This is a genomic window from Psychrosphaera sp. B3R10 (assembly GCF_018861025.1).
Taxonomy (GTDB): domain Bacteria; phylum Pseudomonadota; class Gammaproteobacteria; order Enterobacterales; family Alteromonadaceae; genus Psychrosphaera; species Psychrosphaera algicola.
This window is the reverse complement of record NZ_JAHKQH010000038.1, coordinates 24,453-45,465: the sequence shown is the minus strand read 5'-3', so window position 1 is coordinate 45,465 and position 21,013 is coordinate 24,453. Positions and strand designations below refer to the sequence as shown.

General features: G+C 40.4%; 11 protein-coding genes. 2 read left to right on the top strand and 9 right to left on the bottom strand.

Going from position 1 to position 21,013, the window contains the following annotated elements; translation table 11 throughout:
* Window positions 1-476: 476 nt before the first annotated feature.
* The 3 genes from KO525_RS13770 to KO525_RS13760 form a co-directional block, all read right to left on the bottom strand.
* Window positions 477-2,000, bottom strand: coding sequence for an arylsulfatase (locus KO525_RS13770; RefSeq protein ID WP_252736688.1), 1,524 nt, complete (start codon window positions 1,998-2,000; stop codon window positions 477-479).
* A 306-nt stretch (window positions 2,001-2,306) separates the two neighbouring features.
* On the bottom strand, window positions 2,307-3,686 hold the full coding sequence (locus KO525_RS13765; RefSeq protein ID WP_215964408.1) for a hypothetical protein: 1,380 nt from the start codon (window positions 3,684-3,686) through the stop codon (window positions 2,307-2,309).
* A gap of 98 nt (window positions 3,687-3,784) precedes the next feature.
* Window positions 3,785-5,314, bottom strand: coding sequence for a sialate O-acetylesterase (locus KO525_RS13760; RefSeq protein ID WP_215964407.1), 1,530 nt, complete (start codon window positions 5,312-5,314; stop codon window positions 3,785-3,787).
* Between the two features lie 403 nt (window positions 5,315-5,717).
* Here KO525_RS13760 and KO525_RS13755 point away from each other — a divergent pair, with 403 nt between their 5' ends.
* A complete protein-coding gene (locus KO525_RS13755; protein WP_215964406.1) occupies window positions 5,718-6,965 on the top strand; it encodes a hypothetical protein in 1,248 nt (415 codons plus the stop codon).
* A gap of 293 nt (window positions 6,966-7,258) precedes the next feature.
* Here KO525_RS13755 and KO525_RS13750 read toward each other — a convergent pair whose 3' ends face one another.
* The 6 genes from KO525_RS13750 to KO525_RS13725 form a co-directional block, all read right to left on the bottom strand.
* A complete protein-coding gene (locus KO525_RS13750) occupies window positions 7,259-8,830 on the bottom strand; it encodes a hypothetical protein (protein ID WP_215964405.1) in 1,572 nt (523 codons plus the stop codon).
* Window positions 8,831-9,076: 246 nt separating this feature from the next.
* Window positions 9,077-12,097 (bottom strand): TonB-dependent receptor, encoded by a 3,021-nt coding sequence (locus KO525_RS13745; RefSeq protein ID WP_215964404.1) that lies wholly within the window; start codon window positions 12,095-12,097, stop codon window positions 9,077-9,079.
* 119 nt (window positions 12,098-12,216) lie between these two features.
* Window positions 12,217-13,317, bottom strand: a complete 1,101-nt coding sequence (locus KO525_RS13740) for a FecR domain-containing protein (RefSeq protein WP_215964403.1) — start codon at window positions 13,315-13,317, stop codon at window positions 12,217-12,219.
* Window positions 13,317-13,916, bottom strand: a complete 600-nt coding sequence (locus KO525_RS13735; protein WP_215964402.1) for an RNA polymerase sigma factor — start codon at window positions 13,914-13,916, stop codon at window positions 13,317-13,319. The genes KO525_RS13740 and KO525_RS13735 overlap by 1 nt, the downstream gene beginning before the upstream one ends.
* 389 nt (window positions 13,917-14,305) lie before the next feature.
* Window positions 14,306-15,439 carry an alpha-L-fucosidase gene (locus tag KO525_RS13730; protein WP_215964401.1) on the bottom strand — a complete coding sequence of 378 codons (1,134 nt, stop codon included), beginning with the start codon at window positions 15,437-15,439 and terminating at the stop codon, window positions 14,306-14,308.
* A 95-nt stretch (window positions 15,440-15,534) separates the two neighbouring features.
* Window positions 15,535-18,699 carry a glycoside hydrolase family 2 TIM barrel-domain containing protein gene (locus KO525_RS13725; RefSeq protein WP_215964400.1) on the bottom strand — a complete coding sequence of 1,055 codons (3,165 nt, stop codon included), beginning with the start codon at window positions 18,697-18,699 and terminating at the stop codon, window positions 15,535-15,537.
* Between the two features lie 212 nt (window positions 18,700-18,911).
* On the opposite strand from KO525_RS13725, the gene KO525_RS13720 reads away from it, so the two are divergent.
* A complete protein-coding gene (locus KO525_RS13720) occupies window positions 18,912-20,825 on the top strand; it encodes a hypothetical protein (RefSeq protein ID WP_252736689.1) in 1,914 nt (637 codons plus the stop codon).
* The last annotated feature ends 188 nt before the right edge of the window (window positions 20,826-21,013 follow it).

Sequence of the window (21,013 nt, the reverse complement as noted above, 5' to 3'; positions counted from 1 at the left end):
GGTTTTATTTAAAACAACGTCTTATTACACCTAAAGTTCAGGCGACTTTTTCCTTCGTCTAAATCCCCCTTAGTTGAGATTTATATCTCGAAGTGAACGGCAGGGACGCCGTTGCAAGGAATGTGCATAGGGATGTGCGTACATTCCGTCTTCGACGATAATATAAATATCAAATAAGGATTAGGGATTTAGCCGAAAGCGGTCTTTTTGCCTACATGATCTTAGAAACAAAGAGCGGCTGTTGAAAAAAGTATGGTCGACGTAGTCGAAATAGTCGCCTGCAAGGCACAAGCCCCGCGCCAGTAAGGTCGACGCAGTCGAAATAGCCGCCTGCAAGGCAAAGAAAGGCGCAGCCTGCAAAGCGAATTATGGCATTCCTCTGCACTCGGTTGGAGATCCCTAATATCGCTTAGGCTGCCTAACTTTACAAGCTACGGGGATGACGTTTTTTTGTTCTGGTTATTGTGAGCCTATGCTTATTTTTTTCTTTTACTGGCGTGGATCATCTGTCTAAGTGGAAACTCTTGGTGTTCGGTTCGTGCAGAGTCCATATAATTTTCAAGTCGTTTAGCAATTTGCGGATTCGCACTTGCGACATTTGTCGTCTCGCCAATATCTTTGCTTAGGTCGTATAACTCCGGTGTTTTATTTAGCTTTCGAAGCAACTTCCAATTGCCAGCACGAACCGCCTGAATTGGGCCTTTACGCTCATTAAATTCCCAGTATAGATAGTCATGCTCTTGCTGTTGTTTGGTATTTCCTAAGAGTGAAGGAACAAATGAAATTCCATCGTTTGCCGGACATTGTGCAACACCCGCCAATTGACAAAAAGTTGGCATAATGTCCCAGAACGCCGATATATGATGACTTTCAGTATTAGGTGCAATCGTTTCCGGCCAAGAGGCTATCATAGGCACTCTTATTCCGCCTTCATATAAGTCACGTTTTTTACCTTTTAAGTCACCATTACTATTAAACCAGTTGTTTCCAGAATCAGGGCCGTTATCTGAGGTAAATATGACTAAGGTATTTTTGTCCAAACCTTTGCGTTTAAGTAACTCGACTATTTTTCCTACGTCTCTATCCATCCGAGTGATCATGCCAGCATAAGAAACATTACCTTCGGCATCGTGTTTATAATGCCCTTTCGTATTCATCTTGCGTTTAGGCCAACCTAGGTCGCGATATTCTAATTGAGAGTCTTCAGGTACAGTTAGTGGCGCATGAGGAATAGTGTAGGCTAAATACAAGAAAAACGGCTTATCTGGTTTGGCATTGCCTACATAAGATAACGCTTCTTGAGTAAACAAGTCGTGCGTATATTGCCCTTGGTTTTCCTCAGGAATATTCGCTGAAAAATAATATGGCGTATTGTTTTTCCAAAGTTTATTCCAATAATAATAGTGCGCATCACGATGGTACTTATAGCCAAAAAAGTAATCAAATCCCTGCTGATTAGGCATCGCTGGGTCAATTTCATAATCACTAACATCGGTACTTTCACTCAGACCCCATTTACCAATCGCAGCAGTACTATATCCGGCCGTTTTCAGCATCTCAGCAATGGTCAGGTCTTCCTTTTTAAGGCTTACCGCTTTACCCGAAGCAGTCCATTTGGGATTGCCACGAATTGGACTGTGCCCAGTGTGTAAGCCTGTAACTAAGCTAGCTCGCGACGGCCCACACACGGTAGAACCTGCATAATGCTGAGTAAATTTAATGCCCTGTTTCGCGAGGCTGTCTATATAGGGCGTTTTGAGTTTTGTTTGACCAAATGCACCAACATCACCGTATCCCATATCGTCCGCAAGAATGTAAACAATATTAGGTTGTTGTTGAGTAGGTTTTTGTAGAGTAGGTAATCCCTGTGTAGACTTTTGCTCTTTAGACTCGGCAATACCAACATTACTGCATATTGCTAGAGGCAGAACACAACTCATGATAAATAGTCGTAAACGTGCTGAACGGGTTTTATGGATTGCAGTTTGTTTGAATGTCATTTCGGTATTGTGCCTTTTTAAATTTTTAAAATGTACACACAAAACATTTATGTACAAGTTATGGCGTAGATGCAGACGAATATTTAGCGAATCGCCCGGCTATCCAATGATTAAGCGGCTTTAGCTAATTAGAGCGGTTGCTGTTTTAAGAAAAATCGTAGTACAAAACAACTTGGTTTATCACACTTTTGAGCGTCACAAATCAAGTTTGGTTTAGGCCATTTCTGGCCCTACTTTGTCTTGTAATTGTGCTGCAACGAATTGTTGCAGCATGCTTTTACTAAAAGCAGTTAAAACAACTTTGTACTACAGTGCAGTCACTTTAACACCGTTAATTGTCGGACTTTGGTTGTTATGTTTAGACAGTTTAAACTCTAGAGTTACCCGATAACCCGCTGGTAAACCAGATACATCCAACGCGGCAGGTGTACTCTCAACTACTCGGGTAAACCCTTTTTTTGCTTTGTAAGTCTCTTTAACTTTAGTGAAAGGTGTCCATTGATCCACCTTACCGTCATTGTCGGTATCCACACCAGCACGAACGTTTACGCCATCAATCCAAGGGCCATCACTGATAAAGTCAGTGCCAGAACGTTGAACTAACAAGTAAAACTTACCTTCGGCAAAACCAACGGTTGGGTCTGGATGAAATCCTTCACCGACTTCGCCGTCCCACACAAACTCTTTAGTAATATCGTCGGTACGCCAGCGTCCTACACGCATGCTTTTATTTTCATCATGAGGGTCGTAATCGCAGAACAGATAATAATGGCCACCCACTTTAATCATTGTGTAGTCACCAAAAGCGTCCTGTGGCCCTTCGTGCTCTTCATAAGTATATGGCGTTGGATCACGGCCAAACTCTAGTTGATTAGGATGCGGTTTATAAGGCAAGATACGACCTGTTGCCGTTGTTCTTTGGTCGATTGGCGCCACATATTCATGAGGTTCAAAGCCATTGATCCCGTCTGGGCTATCTGCATGGCCAGCCAACGGTGAATCCCACGCGTGTTTGCTTGGATCTACTGGGCTCCAGTCTTCATAGATTAAATGAAATAAGCCGTCATCATCACGAAATATCGACATGTCAGAACCATGTGTTGGGTCTTCAAAAACCTTACCTACAACTTTGCCTTGTTTGCCATCGGTTAAATCTTCATCGATGATCAAATGTGGATCTTCATCATTTGGCTTGTCGAAATAAATGTAGAACTTACCGTCCATGTATTCAGCAGAGGTCACCCAACGGTTATCGTGATTTGAAATTGGGCCGTAATGCACCCAGTTTTTCATGTCCGTTGTGTGCCATGCATGATAGCCGGTTTTAGGCTGTTTTTTATGTCTAGATAACAACCAATAATTACCCTCACTCACAGGGATTAGAACCGGTGCATCTTTAGCAAATTTTGGCGTAATTTTACCGGCCGCCTGCCAATTGTCCCAAACAGGTACTTGGCTAATTTCAATTTGATCTAAACGAGTTTTAGTAGAAGACTTATAAACCACTGTTGATAACGTACCCGATTCGCCCACTAACGACGCTTTCCCGTCTTTAATTTCAACGTTTTCACTGCTTACAATTGAAGAAGCCCAATCTACATTGGACTGGCCTACTGATGCAGTCTCCATTACTGCACAGCCCCCCAAATTGGCTAAAACCGCTAGTGCCAATAAATGTTTTTTCATTGTCCTTACCTTTTTCATAATAGTTTTAATAGGCGTCTGCTCTTTAAAGAGCAGACTTATTTTTATTTTTATTTTTATTGTTATTGTTATTGTTATTGTTATTTTTTGACATTTCTTGATTTAAGTGGCCAATCATCAGTTCGAAATGGCGTGACGGGTAACCCAATTTTGTCATATAAATTAACAACCGGATTATCTTCCCAAGCATATCTCACAGCGACGGGTTCATTAATCTCGTTGCTATAAACTTCAACCGTATTTTTGCCGGTAATTTTTGCCGTGGCCCGGACAAAACGTTGGTCTTTTCCTGCAATGTAAAAACCAAGCACTTCATTTTTATCAAGTGCATAAAGCTTTCTTTTTACATTTTTGAAGGTTAGTAAAAATTTATTTCCTTTAATTCGACTCGATTTATACATAGGGCTGTCGGCCATCATCGGATAACCATAAATTTTGGCTAACGGATGACGTACTAAACGATTTGCAACATCTTGCTTATTGCCAGGGTGAATATTTCGCGCTTCGCCGACATCATAAATTACAGCTTCACCTGTATTTGGAAGGCTTAGTGTCATCGTTTGCGCTTCACGCAACTCAGCCCAGTCACTGTATTTTGAAGGTGTATCTTTTTCTGGTCTAAAATCGGCTAATTGCGCCCAATAGAATGGGAAATCGCCCTGACCCCAACGCTCACGCCACGAATTAATCAGCAGCGGGAATAGAGAACGGTATTGATAACCGCGAGCGCCATTAGCCTCACCTTGATACCAAATAACGCCACGGATACCGTAGCCAATAAACGGGTTTACTACACCATTAAATATATTGGCAGGTCGTTTACCGCCCGTTAATACATTAGCTGGGTTTTTCAGTTTTTTACCTTTTGGTTTACCTGCTTTTACCCAATCTTGAAATTCAGCAAGGTCTTTGTTGAATTTATCTTCATCAAAGTTTTCCGCTACCTTGTCCCAATGCGCTAGTAGTTCTTCATATTCATTATTCTTCTCAAGCGCATCTCGTGGGATCCATGCTTCGATTGGCGTTCCGCCCCATGAATTCTTAATTAACCCAATAGGTACATTTAGCGTTTGATGTAATCGACGACCATAAAGGTAACAAATTGCAGAAAAATCTCGTACATTCTGAGGAGTTGTCTTGTACCACTGTGTTTCCACGTCAAATTGTGGTTTATCAATACCCACTCTCGGTACGCTTAACAGACGTATATCTGGGAAATTGGCAGAGGCTAATTCAATTTCAGAGTGATTAATGTGCTGAACACGCCACTCCATATTCGATTGGCCTGAACATAACCACACTTCACCAACCAATACATCACTTATCTCAAGTACAGTATAATCACCTTCGATGGAAAGCTTATAAGGTCCACCAGCAGGCAATGGCGCTAATTTAACGCGCCAATCGCCTTTGCTATCGGCTTTCACTTTGTAATTTTGGTTTGCTATTGATACATGGACCTTGGCTCCAGGAGTTGCCTTACCCCAAATTGGGTTATGTTGTTTTTGCTGCAAAACCATACGATCAGCAAAAATATGCGGCACCGTTATTTTACTTAGTGCGGTGCTAGAAAATAATATAAGTGTCCAAAATAACAAATGTCGTTTCATTGCATTAACTCTCTTATCCCTGTTTAGTGTTTTTATTAACACGATTTTCTACTTTAAAGAACCATAAATGTTTTATTAAATATAAAACAACATACTCAACAAAAACCGTAAATATTTTTCCCCTCGCCGTTTCCGCTCATATTTCAACCAAACATTGTACGGTTTTTAGTTCCTATCTTGTTGTTACATCAGATCTATCCAAATTAAGTGGGGATTTTTCGTATAAAAAGTGCTCGCCTATACATTTGCGCAGGGATGCGATGTTATCGAAAGAGTCACTTATTTATGACGAAACACACTTTGTTGACCGATCTAGGTGCATAAAAATTTGCACTTAAAAAATAAAAGACACTTAACAGTGTGCTTATAAAAATAATAAAAACAATCAATAGGATGAGTAACAATGATAAAAAAAACCAAGAGAAAGCTGATTAACGCGGCAGTTGCGATGGCATTAATGCCAGCATTCGCGAACGCCGCCGATGCAGAGATCACGGTTGATCCAAGTAGTGTGCAGCAAAGCGTTAAATTTGCAGCCGATGTTAAACTGACTTTGAAAGGCGTCGCTGATGGTAATACGAGCTTAGTATTAGACCGTTTTATCGAACTCGGTATGGATATGCTCAGAGTACCAATCTATATGACTCGCGATATTAACGATGTATTTTACGATAAAGTCTATGACGTCGCTGATCAGGCTGAAGATAAGGGCATGACAATATTTGCTAGTGTCGCAAATGGAGATGGTGACTTAAATAACAATTTGCATCATGCAGACAAATTCGACAGCTCTTTTATTTGTAATTGTGCTTATAACGTATACAGCCTGAACTTAACAAAATATGCGGCTTATCTCGACGACTATGTCGAGAACATGGCGCTTAATGACGCCAAAGTCGACATTTTAGGGCCATACAATGAAGACGCAGCCGACAATAGTGACTACCGCAAAATATGGGATCAAATGACCAACAGTGACTTCTCTCGAATTGGAGTTGAATCATGGGCGTTAGATGTTGCGCCTACAACTTACGCGGACGTTTCAAATCGTATTGATATCGCCGGTGCGCATTTTTATGATGATGGTCAATTTGCCCGTTCTACCCACGACAGTCTCTGGTCAAACTTCACAAGTGCGACTGGCACAACACCTGGATGGTTTACCGAGTCGACAAGGCTCAGCGTTGGTGGTAACTCAACCATGCAAAACGTCGTTGCCGGATTAGAACATATCATTCCAGCAATTAGAGGTGGAGTTGAACGAGTTGTAGTTTATCAGACGGCAAACCGCCTAGTTTGGTATAACGGTGGTAAAGTGGCCTATAAATTCAGTGCCTTTAAGCAGTTTATCAATAACTCAACCGGGAACGTTGTAGCATCATCAGCGGATACAGCCGATATTCGAACAGTCAGCTTTAAAGATGGTAACAATGTAAGTATCAATATTACTAACCCTGACAGTGTTACTAAAAGCGTAATAATTAATTTGGATAGTAACTATAAAACCGATGGTTTAATCACTCGTACCGTATGGGAAACAGGGTCAGAAGGGGTAGCAAACAGTTATACATTAAATAACAATGCCCAATGGACAGTTACCGTACCAGCAGAGTCTTACGTTCATCTGCAAGTGCCAGTTAAAGTAAACTGATGTCGTAGCATTAATTAGAAGCCTATTGTTTGAATCACAGTGGATTAATCAATAGCAAACGAACTTTAAAGCAAAAAAAGAGGCGCTAATATTAGCGCCTCTTTTTATTATTTGCCTGAGCCCTCAAAAAAACGAATTCGACTTTTAATACGGAAAACAAACCTAAATTTACAACTTATTTCATGGCCTAAATCGTCCATACTGTTCGTTTTCTATCATTAAAAATAAAATTTTTAGCTGACAACTATTTGTAATAAGACATGAGACTGCCAAAGTGGTTCTAATCCAAGTCATTATTTGATGAAACGTCTAACCAGCAGCAACATTAGAAAGGCCCAAGTTCCAGAGAAGCTGCCGCCGCTACTTTTTTGTTCTGTTAGCGGTGCTTCAACTTCCTCGCTTACAGTTTCTTCGGTTTCTTCTGTTTCTTCTGTTTCTTCTGTTTCTTCGACTTGAGTACCACTGCGGGTTGCATCAAATGGAAATTCGTCTAATTCGTCCAATACGGAATCGTTGTCGTCATCTTCATCAATAAAATCGGCAATGCCGTCTTGGTCAAAGTCTGGCAAGTCACTATCTTGCGGTAGACCAATATGGCTACATTCTTCGATAGTTGACGCAGATAAGGCAACCACAGGCACACTTAATTGCAGATAAGAATTTGCCGGCACAGTCATCGTCCAACAACTTGAATCATCAAAGGCAATATCCGTAAGACCAGCTTCGACATCGTTTGTCCACAACATCTGTGAACCGCTTCCTAGCGCGGCAAAGTTCCCCTTTAATTTAACCGAGGTAATTTTAGGCGTTGATTCGCCATTTGTGATATTTACTTTCAGAACACCGGACTCATAAAAACTGACCGTTTTAACGGCATAATCATCCGAGGTTGAATCCACTACATTTCCAATGGCATTTTTAGTGAATTGCTTAACACCACTAAAACGATAAGCTCGTGCACCACCGTTGTACCAAACAAACCGATTAGCCGCTTGATAGAAGATCACCCGCTCAGCACCACCACGAATAGACGGGATAATATGCTCTAAACCCGTGCGAAGGTTAGTCATATCATTGTTAGAGGCCTCAAAACGAGTGGCTTCGGTGAACCATACTTCCTTGCCGTTTGCCGCTTCGGTTAATGCAGCCCACTGGCTGTCATGAATAGCGACTTTATTGGCCGAATCATCATAAAAATGTGAGCCAACAACATCAACTAGATCAAGTAACTTTGGTGTATCAATAATCGAATTTCCAAGGCCCCAGAGCTCCGGTCCAATGCGTTTAAAGTCACTATTGCGCATGTGTTGCCAGATTTGCTGATAATCGCTTACCGCACCTCTGTCTTCGTTAAATGGCCCGACAAACGTGACTTTAGCATCGTGCAATGCCATTTGATCAAGAAACGCATCCATATACTCTGCATAGGCCGCTAAATTGATATTATAAAATGTTTTAGGGCAATTACTTTGACAGATCAATTTGTCAGAAAACTTATGCGCCCCGTGTAGCCAGTTATTTTTATCACCATCGCCATTTGCAACACTAACAAACAAAATGAGTCCTTTATCTTCGGCAATGTCAGATACCTTAAACACTTTGTCATAGAATGGGTCAGTGACATCACGAATGGGAAAAAATGGCAAACGAACCATATCCATTCCCATTTCAATAAATCTATCCATAACTTTCGACGTGTTCCCCTCGGCAACATTTTTTATGGTTAATTTAATGTCCGCACCAAATTTAACTTGCTGTTTTTGTTGTTCTGGAAATATCTCCAAATGAGTATCAGCCGCATATCCGTAAGCACTTACTAACGCACTCATCATTAAGTTTATTGTTATTATTTTTATTGCTTTCATAATTCCTCTGTTGAGCTTTACCCAGTATCACATTGCTTTGTTGTTGAAACTGCAATTTAGTTAATATGAAACAAGGTATGAACGAGAAAGACGTAATTTTTGGTGGGTTTAGCCAACGGTATAATATGAGTGAGTGACGGTTGAGTGGCTCTGGTCTTGGATATTAATGACGTTATTTAGCCTGATTGTGTTAAGCACTTTATTCAGTCCGCGGGATGTGCGATTGAATTCGAGCCAAAGATCGGGTTAAAACTCAACACTCATAGAGAGGGAATAATCACTACCACTGTTGATATAATTGATCAGGCGCTCTTCATAGACAGAGTAGGAACGTACTGGCTCGTTAGTCAGGTTTAAGATGTCAAATGACACATTGATATTGCCATATTTGTAACTCATTCCAAAATCAAATTGATCTCTTGCTGCAACCATAACGACGTCGCCTAGCAACCCGATGCGGGACTGCAAAAAACTGTCTCGATGGAATAGGCTTAAATTAAAATTTATATTATCTAAATCGTAAAACAATGCCGCAACGTAAGAGTCTGCAGCCCCTTCAATTGCCGGAATCGCCGTATTACTTTGCTCATGTAAATGCTCAGTGGTTTCAACATCTGTATATCTAAAACGACCTCCGAGCCCCTGCAATAGTCCAGGTAACATATGAAATTTACTGACGACATTGAGCTCCCAACCGCTGACGGTTTCATCCGCAATATTTGTAGGAGAAATAATAAGATATTCTCCAAACTGCGAATCATGTAGGGTTCTATACTCTGCCTTACTCGACAAATAATTGGAGAAGTCTTTGTAAAAGTAAGCTATTTCAAATACCGAATAGGCATCCCAGTAATAGTTCCAGTTGATATCAATGTTGTTCGACAAGGTAGGCTCTAAGTATGCATCACCTTGAAATGCGATACTTGCTCCGACCCTTGAAATATAATTGCCAAGTGTAATTGATAAGTCACTTAGGGTTGGTCTTGTCATCGTTTTGGACAACCCTAAACTCACGACATTTTGCTCAGATAGAGCCAGTTTTACATTAAACGATGGTAAAACCTCTGAATAGCTATGAGTTTCGCTGATGTCACTAGCAGAACTAAAACTCATAATTAAGTTTGTCGGATCCCCTTCAATTGTTTCAATGCTTCTAATGGCCTGCTGATTTCCTTCTGACAAAACCTTTGTATTGGCAAATCGAACCCCAAGATTACCGCTCCAGTCTCCCATTGCAGATTCGCCTTGGAATTTGACACTGACATAACCTTCTATTAACTGCTCTTCCACCTGCCAAGATTTGCTAGGGTAATGCACTGGTTCTACACCACCTGCTTGTTTTAGTGCCCAAATCGAATCTGCTAAAGGGTGATCTTTGTCAATGATTTCCGTTTGAATATGTTCATCCGACCATAGGTAATCAACGTACTCTTGAGCGTCAAATGAATACCAATCTGTGGGGTTGCCGCCATCAATGAAATCTGACGCATTAAAAGGGCTAAAAATTTCGTCCGGTATGTCAAACACATAACCCGCAAACTCCCAACCATTTGGAGAACGAAAGCCATCTCTTTGCTTGGTTCTGGCCGATTGGTATATTCCCATATCAAACTGTTTAAACCATTTAAAGTCTGGAAACCAATGTAAGTCTAAACGAGTCTGAAAAATTTCATCTTTAACATTTTCACCATTAAATATAGTGCCATGGCTTCGAATATCTTCGATACCAAATTCACGGTCATAACTTAGCTCGGCATAATTAGCACCGGGGATAAATTGATAAACCGGATTCGCAAATGGCACGCCGGCGATAATAAATTGCTGTTTACCACCATTGTTATTTTCGGCAGCTGAGTAAGATGTATCTAACGTTAACTCTATCGCATCGGACAACAAATGTTGAAGGTTCAACCCCATTTGGATAGTAGAGGTTGGTCGGTTTCGATTGAGCTCAACAAAGTCGGTTGCAAAGTCCCCATCTTCTCTATATCGATAACCTAGCAACGTATTGTGATTATCTACTTGAACACTTTGAAACGACTCGCCTAACGTTGACTCAACACCAATTGGATTTACATGAGTCCAATTACCTGAAGACTTTATATGAGAATCGACTTCATATTTTGAATACAATAAGTCTGCCGTCAAAAGGGTTTTATCGGTAATGCTCGCCTGTAAAACGACATTTCCTCCAATACGCGATTCCTTACCTTCATCTATACGAAAATCATAATTCCTCGGCACGTAAACACGAGAATAGTCATCATTCTGCCCTTCTAAGTAAGACAAATCGACAGGGATCCAACCGTCTGTGTTGACCGACTCTAACCGATAATCTTTTTCGTGGTATTGAATGGAGATTAGCGCACCGTAGTCACCATTGTTATAACTAAATAACTGGGATATTTCAGGAAAGTACTCACCGGAAAGTTCACTGTAACCTAGTTTTACCGCTGACTTAGAATACGTTCCTAAGTGAGAACCGGGCATGGGACTGACTAAGTTAATCGTGGCGCCAATACTTCCGGCTATTAAGTCGGTTGACGGAGATTTATATACATTGACCCGTTCGATAACATCTGAGGAAAGCACATCAAAACTAAACTCACGTCCTTGATTTTCCGTCGCGATAACACGGCCATTATAAAGGACGTTATTAAATTCTGCTCCAAACCCCCGTACAGAAACATGGGTTCCACCACCGTAAATTTTATCGGTTGATATGCTGGGCACATTTCGCACGACGTCTGCGGCATTGCTTTTGGCGATTTGATTAATCTGAGACTGGCTAATTTGCTCTGTTTGAGAATCAGAAAACCGTTTAAAATTGGCCGACTTGTCCATCGCGAACATTTTACCTTCAACGACGATAACTTCTATTTCCTCAACTACCGGTGAAATCTCAACTTCACCTTTGAGTACCACTGGCGCTTTTTCCTCAACGACTACAGGTTGAATCTTAGTGATCTGGATGACACCACTAGGCCGCACGGTTCCTTTTAGAGGGGTGTCTTTCAGTAATTGTTGTAATGCTTGTGATGCGCTGAATTCGCCCTGGAGGCCGTCGACGTAAAGTGAGCTTGCTAAATGATAAGGGTAAATTAATGCGCGATTCGTTTGTTTCGCAAAGCTATTTAAGGCATCGACTAAATTTGAAGCGGGAATATTAATAGATGATTTAGGTTGAACGTCTTCAGCAACGCTAACTTGGCTGTATAGAACAGCGCAGACTAGAAAAATAGCTTGGGTTTGAATTGAAAAAGTCAAAATAAATCTGAACTACACATTGATCAAAGCAGTTGCACACAATATCCCAAAAGCCAAAAAAAAAGAAGTCACGACTAACATAAATATTAGGGTGACTTCCATTCTTCGGTAATGGCGTATTAGTCGGCCGCCATGATCTCTATTTGTTGATATCCAACTTTTGCAACCCTGATTGGGAAGTTAGACTCCAATGAAGCGAAAATAGAATCAATATCGTCAGTTTGGAAACTACCAGCAACTTTGATTGATTTTAATTCACTGTCCACGATCTTAATCTTATAACCGGTTAGGTTGCGGATTTCATCGACGGCATATTCAAGCGTTTCACCAGAAAAGACTAACATACCGTCGCGCCATGCTTGCATACGAGACATGTCGGCAATATCAACATTAAGTGCGTCTTTAACAGCGCTTAATGACTGAGCAATCTCTGCGACTGTATTTACTACAACTCGTTTACCGGCTGTTAATAATCCCAGTTCAACCAAATTTGGTTCAATATTTTCAATCAAATCTGACGATTGTGGGTTACCTGTTGAAGCAACTGCGACTGTACCTTCGGTGACTAACACGTCTAACGATTGTTCTTTTACTTTTACAGTAAATGCTGTACCAACCGCTTCAACACGACCTTGAGCACCATATACTCGAAACGGGATCTGCTTGTCATGAGCAACGTCAAAGTGTGCTTGACCACGTACCAATTGGATATCTCGCGTGCTTTCATCAAAGCTGACATTAACTTTACTATTAGAATTTAACGTAATAACCGAACCGTCGGCCAAGGTAAAGTTACGCTGTTGACCTAAAGCAGATATAAAAGTGCCATTAGTGTCTGCATATGGGTGCTGCTCAGTTGGGGTTTGAGTTGTCATAAAGACTATCATCATGACCCCAACAAAACTCGCCAATGCGCCACCCATTACAGGCCAAGCAAACAACTTGTCAAACCAAGAAGTTTTTTCTACCACAGGACTAGACGCTGTCTGGTGCGCCGTATGCTCCAATGGAACCATTAGATCAGTTAGCGACGTATCAGACATAAATTGATTTAGCTTAATTAACGTGCCGCGGTGTGCTTTACTACGCGCCATCCAGTCAGTTAAGTCAGCCAACAATTTTGCGCTTGGTTTTTCATCGCGATCCAACGCGACCAACCATTCGGCGGCTTCCTGCTCAATCACATTTTGATCAGGAAATTCAACGATTTTCTTAACCATTATTCATTTCCTCGAACTTGCTTTAATGGACTTTTTCGATCTCTAATCGGAGTATCGACGTCCTGTTTTCTAATATACTCACTGCAATAAACCAATGCCATACTCAAATGTTTTTCAACACTGCTGAGTGAAATCTGCAATCGATCAGCGATTTCTTGGTGCTTCAAGCCATGCACCCTTTTTAATAAATACACCAACCGCCCCTTTTCAGGTAAATTTGATATTGCTTCACAATGAATTCCTAATGACTCCATGGCGACATTTTCAGCCTCCGCACTATGTGCTTCATCTTCATTAATGTGATCCATGCAATCTTGTATATAACTTGTCCGTTTATGCGACTTATGGTTTAACTCATTAATCGCTAAGTTCTTAGCAATAGTAAATAAAAACGCTTTTGGGTGTTCCAGCTCTTCTGTGCGTTCACTTTCCGCTTTAGCTGCTTTGATATACACCTCTTGAACAACATCCTCAATATCTTGTTCACTGTGCAAAAATCGTTTTAGATAATTGCGCAGAAACAGGTTGTTCTCGATAAATACGCTGGTTAGTTTTGTCCAACCACTTTCTCTACTGCTGCTTCTCGTCAAAACAGACACTCCCCCAAGTTTCCAAACCTAATGAAATAGCGTTTGGAGATACCCGTTAGGTACTATTAAAAACAAAGTCCGATATCAAAAGCCGTAAATTTAGGCTACTTTTTATCATTGAATTTTATTATTTTTTCGGACTTACCCTGTTGCGCATTCAAAAAACTGATTTCTAGCTTATCTAGTTGCCAATTTTTAGCACTGCTAAATTGATAACATACGCACCATAAAAAAACCGTAAAAATAATTTAATTTTTTTTACGGTTTTTTCATTTTGTTTTGTCTTCTTGCGCGGCATCCAAGTCTTTTCTTGTTTAAAATCAGAACATTAAATGATTAAAAAATTTCAAAAAAAAAGCAAAGTATTTACAACTTTGCCTTTAAAAGGTTGGGAAAGGTTAAAAACCGTGTTTACGAATATACTCACCCACTTGTTGTAGTGAAGCGATATCTTGTTTATCAAATTCGCCATTTGGACGAGGTGCAAGGTTTAACAATAAGTTACCATTATTGTGTTCTTTGGCTACTTTTAGTTTATCTAAAATCGCGTTAACGCCTGGGTGTTTTCCATCGTGTTTTTTGGTGTATCCCCAGCCTGCAATATGGGCACAAATTTCAATATGCTTGCCAGATTCCAACATTTGTTTTGTGACTTCTGGACGGTTTTGCAACCAATGAATTTCCGGCGCATAAAAATCTTCTGTTCCTAAGTAACCCGTTTTGTATGAAATCAGCGTTTGTGGCTGCAACTTACGGATTAAGTCATAGGTTTCTTCCATTCTAAACAGTTCAGTTTGACCGCTTTTTGGAACCGCGTGACCGTCTAACCAAATGTTTGCAATTGTGCCGTAATTTGTTAATAACTCGCGAAGTTGTTCGTGCATGTATTCAATGTAAATATTGAGGTCATGCTCTTTACCATATTTATAGTATTGCTCCTGCGGGTCATAAAGTGGACGAGCATGCCCACCCCATTTATCATTATTTGCCGCATGAGGGTGACGCCAGTCACGGCCATGGGAAAAATACAAACTCAGTCCAAGACCTTTTTTATCACAAGCTGTTGCTAGTTCTTCAACTAAGTCGCGTCTAGCTGGAGAGTTAACGCTGTTAAAGTCAGTCGTTTTGGTATTCCATAAGCAGAAACTATCGTGATGACGCGTTGTGATATTGATATATTTCATTTCCGCCTGCAACGCCAAGTCAGTAATGAAATCGGCGTCAAATTTCTCAGCGGTAAAACGGTCTTTCAATTTTTGGTATTCAAGTACTGGAATTTTCTCTTTAATTTGAACCCACTCACCGCGACCTAATAAAGAATACAATCCGTAATGAATAAACATGCCAAATTTAGCGGCTTTAAACCATTCTAAATTCGCTTGCTTAGGATCGTTGCTAAAGGTGTTGCTAAACCCGTTTAAATAACCCGGAGTCGACGTTGGATTTACATTAGATGAGCAAGAAAACAAGGGCGCTGCCAATAATGATCCGGCGCCATAGCCCATATATTTAATTAACTGTCGTCTATCCATTTGATTGTTTCCTCAATTCTTGTTGCTTTTACAACTATTCTTAATCAATTAATCTAGAAATAAAGTGCGCTTTAAGCGCACTTTAGAAACGATTATTATTTGGTAATCGGTCTGATCCTGAACGAGTATTGGTAGTCGCCCCACAGTATTTGGTAGTCAAACAATGGCGTAGAGCGCCACGAATCGGTGCCACCCACACCGCGTTGACGGTGATCGATATTAACAAATACGTAATCCGATTTTACTAAATCACTTGGATGTTGACGTAGTGGCTTCATTTTTTTATACCAAAACTCACTGATGTCATAATGCGACGCATTAAAGCCCATCGTATAGTCGGATACAAACTCAACCCCTTCACCTTTGTCATTAAATAAAGCGACATGACGCACGTCTGTTCTATGACCACTTTCCTGCGGACGAACATATGGTGTGAATAGCTCATCAACTGTTGCTTCATACAAACCAACGTAAGCTGCTTCTTTTCTATCCCAATAGTTTTCTATCGGACCACGGCCGTACCACTGAACTTTGTCCATCGATTTATCAAATGTGAACTTCATACCAAGACGAGGCATCTCTGGGTGTTTTTTATGCTCAGCTGCATAAAACCAGTTATTTACCTGAATTTCACCTGAAGGTGACACAGTGTAAGTGACCTTTTGACGAGACTCGACCGCTGGAATTGATTGTTCTAACTCAACGATGACATCTTGTCCTGACATTTTATAAGTAAAGCTGTTGTTGAAGATCCCTTCAGCAGCTTTGTGCCATACAAGACTTTCTTTCGGCATCCCATCACCAAAGTCGTTGTCTGTAGGCGCACGCCAGAAGTCCGGAGTCGAGCTTTGTAAAAACTGTTCTTTGCCATGGTAAATAAGTGAACTGATGCTGCCATTATTTTTATCAAATGATACAGCAAACGTGTCACCGGTTACGGTGAGTACTTTTTCGTTCACACTGACTTTAAGAGCGTCATTAGTGACGTCTAATTTAGGCGTAATTTTTGGCGTTTTAGCAAATGCTAATTGCTCTGACGCTAATAACGTTCCAGCTGGTAAAATGCCTTCTGGTTTCGTATTAACAATTTCTAAATTAACAAAGTACTCAGCACCTTTTTTCAGATCATAATCAAAATCAAGGTCGACTTTTTCAGATTTGAACGGTTTAGCGTCTAGATCAAAGCCATCGTCTTGAGCGACAACAACTCCGTTTTCTAATAACTGCCAGCGTAAAGTACGGTTCGACAAATCACGGAAATAGTTTTTATTGAAGACTTTTATTTCTTCATCTTCCATATCGTGCCAATCGATATCGATGTTTTGGTATACTTTTTTAACTTCAAAATAATAAGGGTATGGCGTGCGATCAGCGTAAACCATGCCGTTAGCAGAGAAGCTGGCATCATTGCGAGTTCCTTCAGGTTCAATGTCACCACCGTAACCCCAGAACGCTTGCCCTTTTTCGTCTTTTAATGCCCAAGTTTGGTCAACCCAATCCCAAATAAATCCACCTTGTAACGAATCATGAGAATAAAACAAGTCCCAATATTCTTTAAGGTTACCGCCAGAGTTCCCCATCAAATGTTCATACTCAATTAGGATCAGAGGGCGTTGGTCAGTTGTTACCGTATTTTTAATGTAGTATTCAACACGCGGAACGCTTGCATACATTTGGCCATAAGCATCGGTATGACGACGTTGTTGCGCTTGTTCAACAATAACAGGTCTTGTGCCTTTAGATTTTAACCAATCGTATCCAGCTTCAATGTTTCGGCCATCGCCAGTTTCATTACCGGTAGAAAACATCACTACAGACGCGTGGTTTTTGCTACGTTCATACATGTTTTCAACACGATAAAGGTAAGCGCCCGTCCATTCTGGTTTATTTACGATGTGTTTTTTAGGATTGTAAGGCGCCTGGTTAGACGCCCCTAGCCCGTGAGACTCAATGTTTGCTTCATCTAAGATATACATGCCATATTCATCAGCAAGGTGATACAAATATGGGTCACTTGGATAATGAGAATTACGAATCGCGTTAACGTTCGCACGTTTCATCATTTCAATGTCTTTACGCATCGACTCACGAGAAATAACATGACCACTAACCGGATCGTGTTCGTGACGATTGACACCTTTAAATTTAATTGGCTTACCATTTACTAAGATAGTGCCATTTTTTAATTCACTGCGTCTAAAACCAACGCGAGCTTCTACAAACTCGATTTCCATTCCTTTGTCATCAAGTAACGTTAAGTTTAGCGTATATAGATTTGGAAGTTCTGCACTCCATTGCTTTGCTTTCTTAACAACTTTAGAGAAGGTTACTTCTGAAGTTTGATTTGCCGCAATTGGGTTTACATCAAGCACTTTCTTAATAACACTATCGTTATCATCGTCTAACAATTCAACTTTTACTTTATAGGCCGATTTTGCAGATGTGGCGTTATTTTTAATTTTTGCACTGAAATTAAAGACACCGTGTTTGTAGTCGTCGGTTAATGTCGAATCAACAAAATAATCTTTAATATGGGTTTTAGGTGTCGAATATACGAACACGTCGCGCTCAATCCCGCTTACACGCCACATGTCTTGGCATTCAAAATATGTCGCGTCAGAAAAACGGTGCACTTCTAGAGCAACGGTATTTTTACCGACTTTTGTATAAGGAGTAATATCGAAGTCAGAACCCGTTTTTGTATCTTCAGCGTAACCGACTTTTTTACCGTTAACCCAGATATAATAAGCAGAGTTAACCCCGGCTAAATGGATATACTGTTGACGATCGCCCCACGAAGCAGGAATGGTAAACTCTTTACGATAAGAACCTACTGGCGTAGAAGCATCAGGTGTCGCAGGTGGTGTCACCTTAGGAACCGTACACGGATGATTTAAGTAATTGGCAATGCCAAATCGTTTATTCTCAGAGTTCATTTGCCAGTTAGCCGGCACTGGGAAGTCAATCCAACCCGAGTCATCAAAGTCCACTTGATAGAAATCTTTTGGACGCTCATCACGAAGATTAACCCAGTTAAATTTCCATTGGCCATTTAACAACTGATAGTTATCAGCCTGATAAGGAGTCGTTAGATTAATGTCGTTTTTATCTGTATAAGCATAAAAACTCGACCGTACAGGTTCCTTGTTTACCTGAAAAACTTCAGGGTCCAACCACTCAGGGCTTTTAGCGCAGGCGATATTGACCGTAAATAACAAGAAAACACCAGTCGTCAATTTCGATAATTTTACGTTGTTCATAGTCTTATTTATTTTTTTAACTTGGTGACATATAAACAAAGCCTATTAAGAAAAACCGCAAAAATAGTTACAAAAACTTACGTTTATCCATTTAGTTCACTGAATTTAGACGCGTTTTGATGATGTTTGTGGGATCACGCTGTGTCTAATTTATTTACGGAATTCAGGGAGATTACATGTTATTAATACTTCAAATAAGTCAGAGGTAATTAATGACGTACTCTTGCAAAAAATTTATTTCGGTGGCGATATTGGCCACAATTTTACCAACATTAAGCATGGCCAACGACAAGGTAATCGTTGATGTCGACTTATCTAAAGTCATTGGTAGTCAAAACCCTTTGTATTATGGCGGAAACAATATTTACCCTAAAGGGGGCCAAGGATTATTAACAGCCCAAGGCGAATATGATCCAATTGAAATGGAAGCGATCGAGAAACTCGGTATTCAATCTTATCGTTTTCCAGGCGGTTCAGAAGCAAATCTATATAAATGGAAACGAGCCATAGGGCCTTTAAAAGACCGAATAGATAATGTAAGTGGCAATAACCGAGGAAGTCGAACCAATGAATTTGGCTCTGATGAATTTGGTCGAATGTTAGAAAAAACCCCATTTAAACATGGCGTGATCATGGTCGCCTGGGGATACGAAACCCCACAAGACGCAGCAGACTGGGTGGAATACATGAATGCCGAAGTTGGTGCCAATCCAAATGGTGGCAAAGATTGGGCAGCTGAACGTGCTAAAAATGGTCACCCTAAGCCCTATGGCATAAAATATTGGGAAATAGGCAACGAAGTTTACGGGAACTGGGAATTAAACTGGGGGTCTTATCCATACGAATTGGACGCTAAACGCGGTGCAGCCAATGTGCAAAAAGACACTGCGTCAGGCACCAATGGCATGTTGCCTTTTGGTGATGCCAAACGCTATATTTATGGTGGGACTAAGTACTTTAAGCAACAAAGAGCCGCTGCGCAATCCACCTGGAAAGGGCCAAAAATCAAAACAAATGGTAAACCTAATCAAAACCTTTTTGTAAAATTTGCCCCCGTAAGTTTATCTAATCCAGATCAGCCTTTTGTGCTGACAATCAATGGATATAAATGGCAACGTGTTGATAATTTCACCCAGTCGACAGCGTCCGATAAACATTTTGTATTGGAACCGAGATCTGGAAAAATCACCTTTGGTAATGGCCAACAAGGACGTATCCCCGACGCAGATCAATACGTTGTTTTAGATTACCTTTCTGGCAGACAACCCGGTTTTATTGATTACTATCAAAAGATGAAAGACGTCGACCCAACAATTCAGATCCTATCTTGTTTTGAAAAAGAATCATTTGTCGCGCAAATGGCAAAAGCAAACTTGCCTTTTGATGGGCTAACCAAACACTACTACCCAAATATGTTAAAAAGAGGTGGTCATCAAAAGTTTATGCCTTCTTTATTATCCGGTATTGATATCAGCCACAAAATTGATGAAATGATGTCTTGGTATAAAAAGTACCCTAACCCCGCGTTATCTATAGAGGACCAGAAAATTTGGCTAACCGAATACGACACAAAAAACCACATTAACCAAATCGCAATAATGCATACGGTTATTAATAACCATAGTAATGACGTTGCCGCTATGTTGGGACATTCTTTATTTTTGAATAATGATACGCCAATGGTCACTGACGACGGTATTATTCGTCCTCACGCTCTGCCAATCGAAGTATTTTCCAAACATATGTTCGACAATTTTGTTGAAGTGTCGGTTACAGGTAAGCCGAATCATTATGAACAACGCTCATTTCCGGCAATTTTAGCCTCTGCTAGTTTTGACAAAGATAAAAACAACTTTGCCGTAGTGTTAACAAATACCTCTGAGACAAAAACAACGACGGCTCAAATAAATATAAAAGATGTCGATATCGCACCTGGAACTAAAGCAGAGGTCTGGGCGTTACAATCCAATACAGGTAAAATTATTGACGACAATACTAAGGCATCACCAAACGCTGTAAGTCTCTCACATATTAGGGACATGCCAAACATCGGTACAAGCCTATCGGTTCCTGTTGCACCAGGTGCGACTATTATTGTGAAATGGTTAAATAAAAAATCGCATTAAAAAAAATTTAATTGAAAGTTTCTAGTGGTTTTTAACCATAAATGTCCTCAAGCTTTGTATTTTGATAGATTAGGAATGCGTAGAAAAACGACTAGAACTTTCTTTTAATTGGAGTTTTTAATGATTATCGAACAGCGTAAACTTACGTAAAAGACTAAACCTTGGTTTTCCCCTGTTTTCCCTTCGAT

Bases quoted from the DNA above. Each gene is read 5' to 3' on its own strand.
- KO525_RS13770 (WP_252736688.1), bottom strand. From the start codon at position 2,000: ATGACATTCAAACAAACTGCAATCCATAAAACCCGTTCAGCACGTTTA.
- KO525_RS13765 (WP_215964408.1), bottom strand. From the start codon at position 3,686: ATGAAAAAACATTTATTGGCACTAGCGGTTTTAGCCAATTTGGGGGGC.
- KO525_RS13760 (WP_215964407.1), bottom strand. From the start codon at position 5,314: ATGAAACGACATTTGTTATTTTGGACACTTATATTATTTTCTAGCACC.
- KO525_RS13755 (WP_215964406.1), top strand. From the start codon at position 5,718: ATGATAAAAAAAACCAAGAGAAAGCTGATTAACGCGGCAGTTGCGATG.
- KO525_RS13750 (WP_215964405.1), bottom strand. From the start codon at position 8,830: ATGAAAGCAATAAAAATAATAACAATAAACTTAATGATGAGTGCGTTA.
- KO525_RS13740 (WP_215964403.1), bottom strand. From the start codon at position 13,317: ATGGTTAAGAAAATCGTTGAATTTCCTGATCAAAATGTGATTGAGCAG.
- KO525_RS13730 (WP_215964401.1), bottom strand. From the start codon at position 15,439: ATGGATAGACGACAGTTAATTAAATATATGGGCTATGGCGCCGGATCA.
- KO525_RS13725 (WP_215964400.1), bottom strand. From the start codon at position 18,699: ATGAACAACGTAAAATTATCGAAATTGACGACTGGTGTTTTCTTGTTA.
- KO525_RS13720 (WP_252736689.1), top strand. From the start codon at position 18,912: ATGACGTACTCTTGCAAAAAATTTATTTCGGTGGCGATATTGGCCACA.